Source organism: Methylovirgula ligni, from assembly GCF_004135935.1.
Lineage (GTDB): Bacteria > Pseudomonadota > Alphaproteobacteria > Rhizobiales > Beijerinckiaceae > Methylovirgula > Methylovirgula ligni.
The window spans coordinates 725,338-738,880 of record NZ_CP025086.1; the positions used below are offsets into that span (position 1 = coordinate 725,338).

Here is a 13,543-nt window from a genome sequence, read left to right on the forward strand (position 1 = left end):
CGCAGCAGTTATTTTTCCGCCGCGATCCCATCGAGAAGACCGGTCAGTTCGTAAACGACGCCGGAAGTTGCAAAATCGATCCGCGGCGGCGTGTCGAAATATTCCGCCATCACCTGTTCGAGAACCGTGCTGCCGAAACCCTTGCGCTCCGGCACCTGCACCGGCGGTCCGCCCTCTTCCTGCCAGCGGAACGCAAAAAAACGGCGGCCGCCGTCTTCGAAAACCTGCCAGTTGATGCGCACCCGTCCAGAAGCGGTGCAGAGCGCGCCGTATTTGGCAGCGTTTGTCGCAAGCTCATGCACGGCAAGGGCGAGATTCTGTGCTGCCTGTGCCGTCACGACGATGCGCGGACCCTCGATTTCGGTGCGATCCTGATAGGGACTCATTTCGGTGCAGACGACTTGCCGGATATCGGCGCCGTGAAAATCCTGCTCCATCAGCAAGACGTTGGTTTGCGCCAATGTGTACAGGCGGTTGAGCACCGCTGTCTTGGCATCCGCGACCGAGGTTTTGCCGGCAAAACTTCTGGATACGACGGATTGAATCACGGCGAACAAATTCTTCGTGCGGTGATTGATCTCGCGCGTCAGCAGTTCCTGTCGCGCCTGGGCCTGCTTGCGCTCGCTGATGTCGCGGGCGATCTTCGATGCGCCGACGACGCGTCCGTTCGCGTCCTTGATCGGCGAAATGCTAAGTGAGATTTCAACGAGGCTGCCGTCTTTGCGCACCCGCACCGTTTCGTAGTGCTTCACGCGTTCGCCGCGCCGAATGCGATCGAGAATTGCCGGCTCCTCGTTAGCGCGATCCGTAGGGATAAGAATCGTCACGGATTTGCCGATCATCTCCTCGGCCTCATAGCCGAAGAGCCGCCGCGCGCCCTCGTTCCAGCTTGTGATGATGCCGTTGAGGTCCTTGCTCAAGATCGCATCGTCGGACGATTCAACGATGGCCGCGAGCCGTTGCGGTATTGCCGCATCCAGGGCCGAGCGCCTGTTGCCTGGACCGGGGCGCTCCCCGCCTTCTGCCCCCGCCACGGCCGTCGGCGCCGCGCCAGCAATATCGACCGAGCTGCGCGGCACGAGCAAACGCACGTGAAGCCCGAGGCTCGTCGAGTCAAACGTAACGCTGCCACCAAGCCGGTCTGTCAGCGCGCGGATAATGCGCAGGCCGGGACCCGCATCTGTCATGGCATTGAAATTCTCCGGCAGACCGACGCCATCGTCAACGACATCGACCGCGAGCGTGCCATCGACATTGCGTTCGCAAGCGACGCTGACGACTCCGGCCACCCCCGCGGGATGCGAATAGCGGATGGCGTTGACGACAGCCTCTTTTACAATGAGGGAAATCAGATCAGCCGCCTCGCCGGCCACCTCACAGTTCGCTGGATTGGGCGAAAAGATTTCGAGTCGCGCCGACGAAGGCTGGTGGAGGGGGGCGCATATCTCGTGCAGCGCTTCGAGGAGATTCACCGTCCTCGGATCATGCGGTCTTGCCGCGACACTGATTCCATCGCGGCGAAGCGATCCCTGAACGCCGTTGAGGCTAATCATGACAGGTTCCGTTGCTAGGTGCGTTCCAGTCTTTTCTGAGAACGGCCTCATGTGTGTGCCCACGGCTGGAGAACAAACACTTCTGTATAATTAGAGCATTCAACAAGCGAGCGCTAAGATTGGTTCCTCACGAATACTATTAAACAATTGACGCATTTCGATCTAAATACACACTCTACGCGAATACATCTTTACAGACTGATGCAGCACTGGCTGTCATGGCGCGAAAAGCCGACAAAGCACGGAGTAAGATTTTTGCGCATTCGGCGTTGAATGAGTAATTGACGCCATTTATGTAATAGGCGCATTATTATCGTCGCTTCTGATCACCTCTTCACGGGGGAAAGCCGTGGCCAAATTGTCTCGAGAAGAACGCTTGCAGATCATGCTCACCGTTGAAGAGCTGCGGGCGCTGGACGACTGGCGTTTCGGTAAGAGAATGCCGAGCCGGGCCGCCGCCGTGCGCGAGCTTCTGCGGCGGGGGTTGGCCGCGGAAGGCTTCGACCTTGCCGAGCAAAGCGCCAGGTCACAGGATTTCGGGATGATCGCCGACGAAACCAAGCCAAACGGTCGCAAAAGCTCTCAAGGCGACGCCGGATAGAGCGGCATGCCCGGCCAGCCTCCCCGCCGTCACGCTCCCGAGACGGCAGTTCGGGCTTTCATCGCGGGTCTGTTTCAGCGTCGATTAACGGTTCTGGCTTAAGCCAAGGCTGTTTTCTTGATGGCTGAGGCGGCGTATGGCGCTTGTTTTTGTGACCGGAGGTTCCGGCTTTCTCGGCACCCTCCTCGTCAATGATCTGCTCGCCGCCGGCCATAGCGTCACCAATATCGATCTCGTTCCAAGCGAGCTGAAACATCCACGCCTGCGGTCTGTCGTCGGCGATATCCGCAATCGCGCTCTGCTCGACAGCTTGCTGCGGGACACACAACATGAGGTCGTCCTTCATTGCGCCGCACTGCTGGCGCATGGGCGCATCTCGCCGCAAGAACTCTGGTCCGCAAATGTCGATGGCACGCGCACGCTCGCCGCGGCTGTTGCGGCGGCGAAAATTCCGCAGGTTATCTTCACGTCCAGCAATTGCCTCTGGAGCACAGGCTTCTCGCTGCCAGTGAAGGAAGACGAGCCGCCGGCACCGGCCGAAATCTACGGATCGAGCAAGCTCGCGGGCGAAGAGATCCTGCAATCTCATCGCGCCGACTTCGCCACCACGATCATCCGCTGCCCGACGATCATCGACGAGGGGCGGCTCGGTCTGCTCGCCATTCTGTTCGAGTTCATCGCCGAGGGGCGGCGCGTCTGGCTCGTTGGCGACGGCTCGAATCGCTACCAGTTCATCTATGCGCGCGATCTCATCGACGCGATGAAGCTGGCCTGGCGGGCAGGCAGGAATTCCCTCTTTGGCATCGGCTCCGATAATGTCGCCTCGCTACGCCAATGCTACGAGCATGTCATCACCGCGGCGCAAAGTCGTGCGCGTGTGGCCTCGCTGCCGAAGGGCCCGACGCTTCTCGCCATGCGCGCCGCTTATGGCCTGAGGCTCTCGCCGCTTGGGCCTTACCAATATCGAATGATCGCCTCGAGTTTCGAATTCGACACGTCACGCATCAAAGCCGAGCTTGGCTGGCGCCCGACGCTCGCCAATCATGACATGCTGCTCGTCGCCTACCGCTACTACGCCGCCAATCGCGTCGAGATTCAAAATCGCCAGGACGTCTCGGCGCATCGCAAGCCGGCCGATATGGGCGCTATCAGGGTGCTGAAGTGGCTTTCGTAGACACGCTCCGGCGGATCGCACGCACGCCAGCCGAGGCGCTGTTGTCCCCGACGGCGGCCGCGCAGGAATTCGACTCCACGGACACCGCCGCGCCGGCGACGGAGCGCGGCTGGCCCGCCGTCCTCATCCTCCTCGCCCTCGCCGCCTGGCTGGCGCGCGTCGGCAGCGCGCATGAGCCATGGTTCGACGAGGCCCAGGCATGGCTCCTCGCGCGCGACAATTCGCTGACCGATTTGCTCCTCCGCGAGGTCCGCTACGAGGGCAGCCCGGGGCTTTGGCATCTCCTGCTCTGGCTCGTGCAACGCGCCGGCCTGCCCTTCAGCGGCCTCTGGCTCGTCAGCACAACGCTCGCCTGCGCGGGAGCGGCGGTCATCCTTTTCAAGGCGCCCTTTCCGCTCTGGCTTCGCGCCGCCTGCGTCACCTCTTATTTTTTTGCCTATCAATATGCCGTCGTGGCGCGCAGCTACGCGCTCGATCTGCTTTTCCTGCCCGTCCTGGCACTCCTGTTCCGGGAACGGCGCGAACGGCCGCTGCTCTACTGCACGGTGCTGGGTCTTTGCGCCAACAGCAACGCCCACAGTTTCATCATAGCGGGCATTCTCTTCACCGAATTTCTGATCGCGACCTGGCGGGCCAAGACATGGCCGCCGCGAATTGTACAAGCCTGTGCAATATTCATCGCCCTTGCCGCGGCGGCGGTTTTTCAGGCCCGCGTACCTGCGGACGTCAGCTTTATCGTCGGCCCGCGCGGGGTTTCCTGGGTTTACGCTCTCATCCAGATCGACGACGCCTTCATGGGCAGCATCAGCCTTGTCACGGGCGCTGGCCTCGACCCGCGCTCCATCGCTCTGCAATGGCTGGCAACCGGATTTCTTCTGACGCCCTCGATCGTCCTGTTTTGGCGGGCAGGCGTTCTTCCGCTCTTTGCCGCCCTCACCGCGTCGCTGATTGTATTTGCCTTTGTGGAATTCGCGAATGCCTGGCACGCCGGCTTTCTTTATCTCGCCTGGCTCTTCTGTCTCTGGCAGAGCTGGCCGCAGGCCGGACGCCTCGCGCGAAATGGGCGCTACACGCTGATCGCCAGCCTCGTGTTCCTGAGCGTGATTCAAACATATGGCGCCATCGCCGCCGGGCTTCGCGATATCGCAAGCCCCTATTCATCCGGCCCGGCGATGGCCGTCGAGTTGAAGGCTTATCGTGCAGCCCATCCGCACGCGCGGATTGCCGGCATGGGGTTCAAAAGCTTCACCGTCGCACCGTGGTTTCCCGCCAATATTTTCGCGAATTATAACGGCGGCGCGGAGCGGCCGGCCTATTACAAGTGGATAACGACGAACCGCTTCGCCTATGCTGCGGAATTACCGGCATGGCGCAAACTCGCTACTGGAGGCTACGACGCGCTTTTGCTTTCGCCCGGCGAAATGGCGCGGCCGGTTATCGATGCCTGCATGACGGCGGCCGTTAAAGCGGGCTATTGTCTCGCGGCGAAGACCGAGGGCGGGATGATCTGGCGCGGTTCGATCCTCGAAGGCGACGATCTGTTTTTGTTCGCGCGCGGCGCGATTTGCGCCGGTCCCCGCACGGCGGCAAAGGCCGGGAACTAGAGGCGGCAGCGCCCTTCCCTCCGCCGCAATTTCCTGTATAAAGCCCCGATCGCTGGCCCTTGGCCCGCGCGCTCCCCCAAAACCTTGCTGGACGACATCCCGGCCTGGCCGCGGGCGGAGGCATTTCCAAACCCGAAAGGAAAACCGATGTCGATCACGGCCGAGCGCAAGGACGCGCTCATCAAGGAATATGCGACGAAATCCGGCGATACCGGCTCGCCAGAGGTGCAAGTTGCGATCCTCACCGAGCGGATCAGCAATCTCACCGGCCATTTCAAGACCCATATCAAGGACAATCATTCGCGCCGCGGCCTGCTCAAGCTCGTCTCGCTGCGCCGTCAGCTTCTCGATTACGTGAAGCGCAAAGACGAGCAGCGCTACAAGACGCTGATCGAGCGTCTCGGCATCCGCCGCTAAGCCGCACTGGTTCATGCCCAACACGTCAGGCGCTGGAAATCGGCGCCTGAACAACTACTTAAGCCATGAGGTCGTTTGCTCCTCGGGGGCGGCGGCCGGAAGTCGATACGACCGCCGGTTCCTCGCCGGCGAAAATGCTCTAAGATCGTCCGGCGTCTCGCGCCGGGCGGAGCGGGATACCAAAGCCTATTTGGCGGTTTTTCGCCAAATCCCGCTCTGACTTATTGGAAGCGATCGCGATACATGCGTTTGGGTTATCCCGCCTGAGCGCATCGCGATCCTGGAAATTGGCAGCGCGGCATGGGGCCGCCGCTGCCCGGGAAAGACCAGTGCCATGGCAGGATCGCCAGGCGCTTCTCGCGTCAAGCGCGGAGCCTCTCGCCGTTCTGCACATGGCCTTCGGTCTTTGCCTCACCTGAAGAGAAAGACCAATGTTCGATATCCATCGTGAAGAACTTGATTGGGCCGGGCGCAAGCTCGTGCTCGAAACCGGGCGCATCGCCCGCCAGGCGGACGGCGCCGTGCTCGCTACCTATGGCGAGACCACTGTCCTCGCCACCGTCGTATCTGCCAAATCGCCGAAGCCCGGCATCGATTTTTTCCCCCTCACCGTCAATTACCAGGAGAAGGCGTTCGCCGCCGGCCGCATTCCCGGCGGCTATTTCAAGCGCGAAGGCCGTCCCTCCGAGAAGGAGACGCTGGTCTCCCGCCTGATCGACCGGCCGATCCGCCCGCTTTTCCCGGACGGCTATCGCAACGACACGCAGGTGGTCGTCACCGTGCTTTCGCACGATCTTGAAAACGATCCCGACATTCTGTCGCTGGTGGCGGCCTCCGCCGCCCTCACGCTCTCCGGCATCCCGTTCACGGGGCCGGTTGGCGGCGCGCGCGTCGGCTACATCAACGGCCAGTTGAAGGTTAACCCGACGATCGAGGAGCTGAAGGATTCGGCGCTCGATCTCGTCGTCGCCGGCACCGGCGAAGCCGTGCTGATGGTCGAGTCCGAGGCCAAGGAACTCTCCGAAGAGACCATGCTCGCGGCGGTCATGGCCGGCCACAAGGGCTTCCAGCCCGTCATCGACGCGATCATCCGTCTCGCCGAAAAGGCGGCGAAGGAGCCGCGCGAACTCGTCGTTGCCGACAAGTCCGGCGTCGAGGCGGCGGTCGCCGGCATCGCCGAAGCGGAGCTGCGCGAGGCCTATAAGATCACCGCCAAGGCGGAACGCTACAAGGCCGTGGACGCCGTGAAGGCCAAGGTAACGGCAGCGCTCCTGCCGGCCGATGGCGAAGCCAAGTTCACCAAGGAGCAGGTCGGCGAAGCCTTCCACGATCTCCAGGCCAAGGTCGTGCGCTGGAACATTCTCGACGACGGCATCCGCATTGACGGGCGCGACGTGAAGACGGTCCGACCCATCCTGGCGCAGGTCGGCATCCTGCCGCGCACGCACGGCTCGGCGCTGTTCACCCGCGGCGAGACGCAAGCTTTGGTCGTCGCCACGCTCGGCACCGGCGAGGACGAGCAGTACATCGATTCGCTCGAAGGAACCTACAAGGAGCGCTTCCTGCTCCACTATAACTTCCCGCCCTATTCGGTCGGCGAGACGGGCCGCATGGGTTCGCCCGGCCGGCGCGAGATCGGTCACGGCAAGCTCGCCTGGCGCGCTATCCGTCCGGTGCTGCCGACGGCGGCGGAATTCCCCTACACGATCCGCGTCGTCTCCGAGATCACCGAGTCGAACGGCTCGTCGTCGATGGCGACGGTCTGCGGCTCCTCGCTGGCGCTGATGGACGCCGGCGTGCCGCTGAAGGCGCCGACAGCCGGTATCGCTATGGGCCTCATCCTCGAAGGCGAGCGCTTTGCCGTGCTCTCCGACATTCTCGGCGACGAGGACCATCTGGGCGACATGGACTTCAAGGTGGCGGGTACCGCAACCGGCATCACGTCGCTGCAGATGGACATCAAGATCACCGGCATCAACGAGGAGATCATGCGTGTCGCCCTCGGCCAGGCCAAGGACGGGCGGCTGCATATCCTCGGCGAGATGGCCAAGGCGCTCACCGGCGCCCGCGCCGAGCTGGGCGAATTCGCGCCGCGCATCGAAAGCTTCAAGATCGCCACCGACAAGATCCGCGAAGTGATCGGCACCGGTGGCAAGGTGATCCGCGAGATCGTCGAGAAGACCGGCGCCAAGATCAATATCGAGGACGACGGCACGGTGAAGGTCGCCTCGAGCGACGCCAATTCCATCAAGGCGGCGGTCGCCTGGATCAAGTCGATCGCGATGGACCCGGAAATCGGCCATATCTACGAGGGTACTGTCGTCAAGGTGGTCGAATTCGGCGCCTTTGTGAACTTCTTCGGCTCGAAGGACGGCCTCGTCCACATCTCGCAACTCGCCAAGGGCCGCGTCGCCAAGACCTCCGACGTCGTCAAGGAAGGCGACAAGGTAAAGGTGAAGCTGCTCGGCTTCGACGACCGCGGCAAGGTGCGGCTCTCGATGCGTGTCGTCGATCAGGTGACGGGCGAAGATCTCGAAGCCAAAGAAAAGGCCGCCGACGCCGACGTGGCGGAGTAAGATTTTTCGACAAACGTCATGCGCGGAACGCTCCGCGCATGACGCTTTTAGCAACCCTATTCCGCCGCCTCGACGGCGATCGCCGCTGACTGAATGATCGCGGCGAAGCGCACCGCGGTCTGAATGGCCTGCGAACTCACGCCCGCCTTGCGCAATTCCGCCTCGTGCGCGTCGATGCACATGCCGCAGCCATTGATCGCCGAGACCGCCAGCGACCAAAGCTCGAAATCCACCTTCGCGACGCCGGGATTGGCGATGACGTTCATGCGCAGCTTTGCCGGCATGGTGCGGAATTCCTCGTTCGAGGCGAGGTGCAGGAAGCGGTAATAGACATTGTTCATGCCCATGATCGCCGCCGCCGATTTGGCGGCGCTGATCGCCGTCGCATCAATGTGCTGTATCGCCTCGGCGATGAGCGCGTGGCGTACTTCGACATTGCGCGAGGCGATACCGGCCGCCACGAAGAGCCCGTATTTCTGCACCGGCGTCAGCGTCTCGTCGCTGGCCATCGACGAGAGATTGAGCCGCACATCCTTGGCGAAGTCGGCGATTTTATCCTTGAGGGCGTCGAGCGACATTATGGAATCATTCCTTCGAGGGAGAAGCGCGCAACGAAACGGCGGAGCTTTTGGCCCCGCCGATTGATTGCCAAACGGTGAAAACGCGGCTTACGCGGCCTTCAGGGTCTCGCCGCCGATCTCGCGATTGCAGGGGCAGAGTTCGTCCGTCTGCAACGCATCAAGTACGCGCAGCGTATCCTTCGGCGCGCGGCCGACGTTGAGGTTCGTCGCGTAGACGTGCTGGATGATATTGTCCGGATCGACGACGAACGTATAGCGATAGGCAACGCCGTCCGGCGAGCGCACGCCAAGGCCGTCGGTCAGCGAACCATTGGTGTCGGCAAACGACCAGATCGGCAGCTTGTCGAGATCCTTATGGTTGCGCCGCCAGGCCAGCTTGACGAATTCGTTGTCGGTCGAGCCGCCGAGCACCACCGCGTCGCGCTCCTCGAAATCCTTGCCGAGCTTGGCGAATTCCGCGATCTCCGTCGGGCAGACGAAGGTGAAATCCTTCGGGTAGAAGAAGATAACCTTCCACTTGCCGGGGAAGCTCTCTTCGGTCAGCGTCTCGAAGGCCGAGACGCCGTTCTCCTCGTGATTGTTGAAGCCGGGCTTCACGCCCGTCACCGAAAACGAGGGCAGTTTGTCTCCAATTCCAGCCATTCCGATATTCCTTTGAAGGCGTCTGTTGTGGGGGGCTCGCATCCGCCGGCCCACGGCGCGATGTTGCACTGCAAGCTAACGGGGCTTGCGGCCTTCGATCAAGCCGATAATTTTTATATTTACGTTCGGATTTTCCGATATAAGCAATATATGAATGTAAACATCAACCTGCGCCACCTGCGCTACCTGGTGACGCTCGCCGAGAGCGGCTCCTTCGCCGCCGCGGCCAAGGCCGCAGGCATCACGCAATCGACATTAAGCGCGGCGATTCAAGGGCTTGAGGTGGAGTTCGAGCACAAGCTCATCGACCGCTCCGGGCGGCGGATGCAGCTCCTGCCCTTTGGCGAGGCGATGGTGCGCCGGGCCCGGCATATCCTCGCCGAGATCGAGGAACTGCCCCAATATGCCGGCCGCGAAGTCTTGCCACTTAGCACGCGGCTGCGGCTAGGTGTCATACCCTCCGTCGCGCCGTTCGTCCTGCCGCGGCTGCTTTCAAGCCTCAACCGGGATTATCCGTTGCTGCACCTGCACGTGCGCGAAGGGCTGACGCATTCGCTGCTGACCGAGGTTTCGAGCGGCCGGCTCGACGCGGCTTTCATTGCCCATATGCCCTCGCTCGAAGGCGTCGAAATCGCCGAACTGGGCAAGGACCCGTTCTATCTCGCGGTCAAGCCCGGCCATCCGCTCACCCGGCTCAACGAGGTGACCATGGCGCAGCTCGCCCATGAGCCGCTGCTGCTGCTCGACCAGGGCCACTGCTTGCGCGAACACGCAATGGTGGCGCTCGGCCGCGACGCGATCACTGAAGAGAATGACGTGCGCGCCGCCTCGCTGTTGACCCTGGTGCAGCTTGTCGAGGCCGGAATGGGAATTACGCTGCTGCCGAAGATCGCGATGGACGCCGTCGCCGGCACGCAGGTGAAGCTCATCCCCTATTCCGCGCCCAAAGCGGCGCGGACCTTGGTGCTCGCCTGGCGCAAGGGCGCGGTGCGTGCCGACGATTATCGCGTGCTCGCAGCGCATATCCGCAAGCATTGCCTGCCGGGACTGGACGCGGACACCCCTCCCTCCCCATGAATGGGGAGAGGGAATTTCACTCCGCCGCCTTCTTGAAGTCGGGGAAAGTGCAATGCGCCTCTTCCGACACACGTGGCGCGGCGCCAGGGAAGCTGACGATATTGTCCGTCTCGGTGAACGGCAGGTCGAGCGCATGCCAGACATCGACCAGCGCATCGACAAGATGCGCGACATGGCCGTCGGAATGCACCGGCGACGGCGTGATCCGCAGCCGCTCCGTGCCACGCGCGACGGTCGGATAATTGATCGGCTGGATATAGATGCTGTGGCGCGCCAGCAGCATGTCCGAAGCCGCCTTGCAGCGCTCGGCGTCGCCGACGAACACCGGCACGATGTGCGAAGCGTTGGCCATCACCGGCAGGCCGGCGGCGGAAAGCGCATGTTTGGTGAGCGCCGCCTGGCGCTGATGGCGGGCGCGCAGATCGACACCCTGCTCGCCTTTCAGCATTTGCACAGCCTTTTGCGCCGCAGCGGCGAGGGCCGGCGAAAGCGCGGTCGTGAAGATGAACGAGGCCGCGTAGGAGCGCACGGCGTCGATGATTGCGGTATCCGCCGCGACATAGCCACCCAAAGTGCCGAAGCCCTTGGCGAGCGTGCCCTCGATCACGTCGATGCGGTCCATCTCGCCATCACGATCGGCGATGCCGCCGCCGCGCGGGCCATAAAGGCCGACGGCATGAACCTCGTCGAGATAGGTCAAGGCATTATAGCGCGCGGCGAGGTCGGCGATCTTGCCGATCGGCGCGATATCGCCGTCCATCGAATAAAGACTCTCGAAGGCAATCAGCTTCGGCCGCTCGCGGCCGGCCGCCTTGAGCAGGTCTTCCAGATGTTCGAGATCGTTGTGGCGGAAAATCTGGCGCTCGGCGCCGGAGCGCTTGATGCCCTCGATCATCGAGTTGTGATTATAGGCGTCCGACAGGATCAGACAGTCAGGCAACAGCGAACCGATAGCGGAGATCGCCGCCAGATTGGAAATCCAGCCCGAGGTGAAGACCAGACAGCCGGGCTTGCCATGCAGATCGGCGAGTTCGGTCTCAAGCGCGACGAGCGGATGATTGGTGCCGGCGATGTTGCGGGTGCCACCGGAGCCGACGCCATGCTTGGCGGCAGCCGCGCGCATCGCCTCGATCACCTGCGGATTGAGGCCCATGCCGAGATAATCGTTGGAGCACCAGATGATGACGTCCTCGACGCCCCCGTCCTCGCGGTGCCAGCGGGCGTAAGGGAAATGCTCGGCGTCACGCTCGAGATCGACGAAAACGCGATAGCGTTTCTCGGCTTTGAGACGGCCCAAAGCGTCTTCAAAATATGCTCGATACCCCATCAGCGAACCCAGTCCTTATGTGGCGCCTAGAGCCCTTGCTGCGCCTTCTGGGCGGAGCCCGGCGTTCCGCCGAAAGCTCGCCTGAACCGGCCCGTCGCTTCCCCGTGTTTGGTTTTGGCCTAATTCTAAAAACGGCGCAAGTGGGCGAAAAGTCCCAGCCAGGGCGCGTCGGTTGATGAATTTTATTGATATGAATCAATGCGCTCGAAGCCAACCCGTCGCGGAAGCGCCCGGCTGGTTCCCCGAGCCGGGCGCTTGGCAAGTGCTATCGCTGCAGGACCGAGATATGGCCCTTCACGCCGGCGCAAGTGCAGCGTGCGCCCGGCGCCCGCGACGACGTCGAGGCGCAGAGATGCGCCCGCGTCACGCAATAAAGCGGCTGGGGCGGCGGCGGATAATCGTTCCCGTAGGAATACGGGTAATCATAGTACGGGTAATCCCAGCCATAGTCCCAATAGGGATAGCCCCAGCCCCAACCGCCCCAGCCGGGATACCAGCCGCCGCCATACCAGCCACCCCCGTGCCAACCACCACCGCCATGCCAGCCGCCGCCACCGCCGTGCCAACCACCGCCGCCGAAGCCGCCATGGCCCCCGAAACCGCCGCCACCAAAGCCACCGTGACCGCCGCCGCCGCCGCCGCGCGCGAAGGCCGCGTCTTGCGCGCCCATCAGGCCACACGCGAGGCCCAATATCGCCAATCCTCTGACTATGCGTTTCATTGAATTCTCCTTCGCCGCGTCGCTGGCCCGCAGCCGGCCAAAAACCATTGGCAAGGTGGGCACAGCCTCGTTATTGCAATGTTACGGCGATGGCCGGTTTTGGCTTTTGCGCTAGGTCAAACCGGTGCGCTTCCTGCGGCCGTCATTAAGGCGGAGTTAATTCAATAATGCGTGTTCTCGTTACCGGCGCCGCGGGTTTCATCGGCTTCCACATGGCGCGCCGGCTTCTCGAACGCGGCGACGAAGTTGTCGGCGTCGACGGATTCACGCCCTATTACGATGTCGCGTTGAAATCCGCACGGGAGGTGCAGCTCGCACAGCATGGGCTCTTCACCGGCCATCGGCTGATGCTGGAGGATTCCGACGCGCTGCAACGCGCCTACGGCGATGGTTTCGACATCGTCTATCATTTCGCGGCGCAAGCCGGGGTGCGCTACAGCCTCGAAAACCCGCGCGCCTATGTCGATGCCAATCTCGTCGGCACCTACAATCTTCTCGAACTCATGCGCGCCAACCCGCCGCGACACGCGCTGATGGCCTCGACCTCATCGGTCTACGGGGCGAATGCCAAAATCCCCTTCTTCGAAACCGACCACGCCGACCATCCGCTGACGCTCTATGCAGCGAGCAAAAAGGCCAATGAGGAGATGGCGCATTCCTACGCGCATCTCTTCGCCGTTCCGACGACCATGCTGCGGTTTTTTACGGTCTATGGTCCGTGGGGCCGGCCGGACATGGCGCTGTTCAAATTCGTCGCGGCCATTCTCGCAGGCCAGCCGATCGAACTTTACAACCACGGCAAGATGCGGCGCGATTTCACCTATATCGACGATCTCGTCGAAGCCATGCTGCGGCTTCTGCACAACGCTCCACCGGCCCCCGGCAGCACGCATGGCAGCATTGCCGGAGACAGCCTTTCACCGGTCGCGCCCTGGCGCGTCGTCAATATCGGCGCCGGCCGGCCGGTCGAACTTGAGGATTTTGTCGCTGCGGTCGAGCGGGCGCTGGGCAAGAAGGCCGAGCGCAAGCTGCTGCCGATGCAAATGGGTGACGTACCGGCAACCTTCGCAAATACCGATCTCTTGGAGAAGCTCACCGGCTACCGGCCCGCCACCTCCGTCGAAGAGGGCGTGCCGCGTTTCGTCGCCTGGTATCGCGAGCACTACGGGCTCTGACGCAACGCCGCTGCACGAGCGTATCCCGCATTCAGCCGGGATGCCGAACGCGGGATAGGCAAGATCGATTAAGAGTACGCTGGCTTACGGCGTCG

General features: G+C 62.5%; 12 protein-coding genes. 7 read left to right on the forward strand and 5 right to left on the reverse strand.

What is annotated here, in order from left to right; all coding sequences use genetic code 11:
* Window positions 1–8: 8 nt before the first annotated feature.
* Window positions 9–1,553, reverse strand: coding sequence for a PAS domain S-box protein (locus CWB41_RS03430; RefSeq protein WP_165203963.1), 1,545 nt, complete (start codon window positions 1,551–1,553; stop codon window positions 9–11).
* Window positions 1,554–1,902: 349 nt separating this feature from the next.
* Between CWB41_RS03430 and CWB41_RS03435 the strand changes: the two genes are divergently transcribed.
* From CWB41_RS03435 to pnp, 5 genes are all read left to right on the forward strand, one after another.
* Window positions 1,903–2,154, forward strand: coding sequence for a hypothetical protein (locus tag CWB41_RS03435; RefSeq protein WP_115837275.1), 252 nt, complete (start codon window positions 1,903–1,905; stop codon window positions 2,152–2,154).
* A gap of 136 nt (window positions 2,155–2,290) precedes the next feature.
* Window positions 2,291–3,328 carry an NAD-dependent epimerase/dehydratase family protein gene (locus tag CWB41_RS03440; protein WP_115837274.1) on the forward strand — a complete coding sequence of 346 codons (1,038 nt, stop codon included), beginning with the start codon at window positions 2,291–2,293 and terminating at the stop codon, window positions 3,326–3,328.
* Window positions 3,316–4,932 carry a hypothetical protein gene (locus tag CWB41_RS03445; protein WP_115837273.1) on the forward strand — a complete coding sequence of 539 codons (1,617 nt, stop codon included), beginning with the start codon at window positions 3,316–3,318 and terminating at the stop codon, window positions 4,930–4,932. The genes CWB41_RS03440 and CWB41_RS03445 overlap by 13 nt, the downstream gene beginning before the upstream one ends.
* A gap of 147 nt (window positions 4,933–5,079) precedes the next feature.
* A complete protein-coding gene (rpsO, locus tag CWB41_RS03450; RefSeq protein WP_115837272.1) occupies window positions 5,080–5,349 on the forward strand; it encodes a 30S ribosomal protein S15 in 270 nt (89 codons plus the stop codon).
* A 431-nt stretch (window positions 5,350–5,780) separates the two neighbouring features.
* A complete protein-coding gene (gene pnp / locus CWB41_RS03455) occupies window positions 5,781–7,925 on the forward strand; it encodes a polyribonucleotide nucleotidyltransferase (protein ID WP_115837271.1) in 2,145 nt (714 codons plus the stop codon).
* Between the two features lie 56 nt (window positions 7,926–7,981).
* Here the strand turns inward: pnp and ahpD are convergent, their stop codons facing one another.
* Together ahpD and CWB41_RS03465 are read right to left on the reverse strand one after the other, a co-directional pair.
* Window positions 7,982–8,503, reverse strand: coding sequence for an alkylhydroperoxidase, AhpD family (gene ahpD, locus CWB41_RS03460; protein ID WP_115837270.1), 522 nt, complete (start codon window positions 8,501–8,503; stop codon window positions 7,982–7,984).
* Between the two features lie 90 nt (window positions 8,504–8,593).
* Window positions 8,594–9,148, reverse strand: a complete 555-nt coding sequence (locus tag CWB41_RS03465) for a peroxiredoxin (protein WP_115837269.1) — start codon at window positions 9,146–9,148, stop codon at window positions 8,594–8,596.
* A 150-nt stretch (window positions 9,149–9,298) separates the two neighbouring features.
* On the opposite strand from CWB41_RS03465, the gene CWB41_RS03470 reads away from it, so the two are divergent.
* Entirely contained in the window at window positions 9,299–10,225 is a 927-nt protein-coding gene (locus CWB41_RS03470; protein ID WP_115837411.1) for a hydrogen peroxide-inducible genes activator, read from the forward strand.
* Window positions 10,226–10,241: 16 nt separating this feature from the next.
* Here the strand turns inward: CWB41_RS03470 and hemA are convergent, their stop codons facing one another.
* Window positions 10,242–11,552: a 5-aminolevulinate synthase gene (gene hemA, locus CWB41_RS03475; RefSeq protein ID WP_115837268.1), complete on the reverse strand. Its 1,311-nt coding sequence runs from the start codon at window positions 11,550–11,552 to the stop codon at window positions 10,242–10,244.
* A gap of 265 nt (window positions 11,553–11,817) precedes the next feature.
* Entirely contained in the window at window positions 11,818–12,273 is a 456-nt protein-coding gene (locus tag CWB41_RS16260; RefSeq protein WP_181902985.1) for a hypothetical protein, read from the reverse strand.
* Window positions 12,274–12,440: 167 nt separating this feature from the next.
* On the opposite strand from CWB41_RS16260, the gene CWB41_RS03485 reads away from it, so the two are divergent.
* Entirely contained in the window at window positions 12,441–13,448 is a 1,008-nt protein-coding gene (locus CWB41_RS03485; protein ID WP_115837267.1) for an NAD-dependent epimerase, read from the forward strand.
* Window positions 13,449–13,543: the final 95 nt, after the last annotated feature.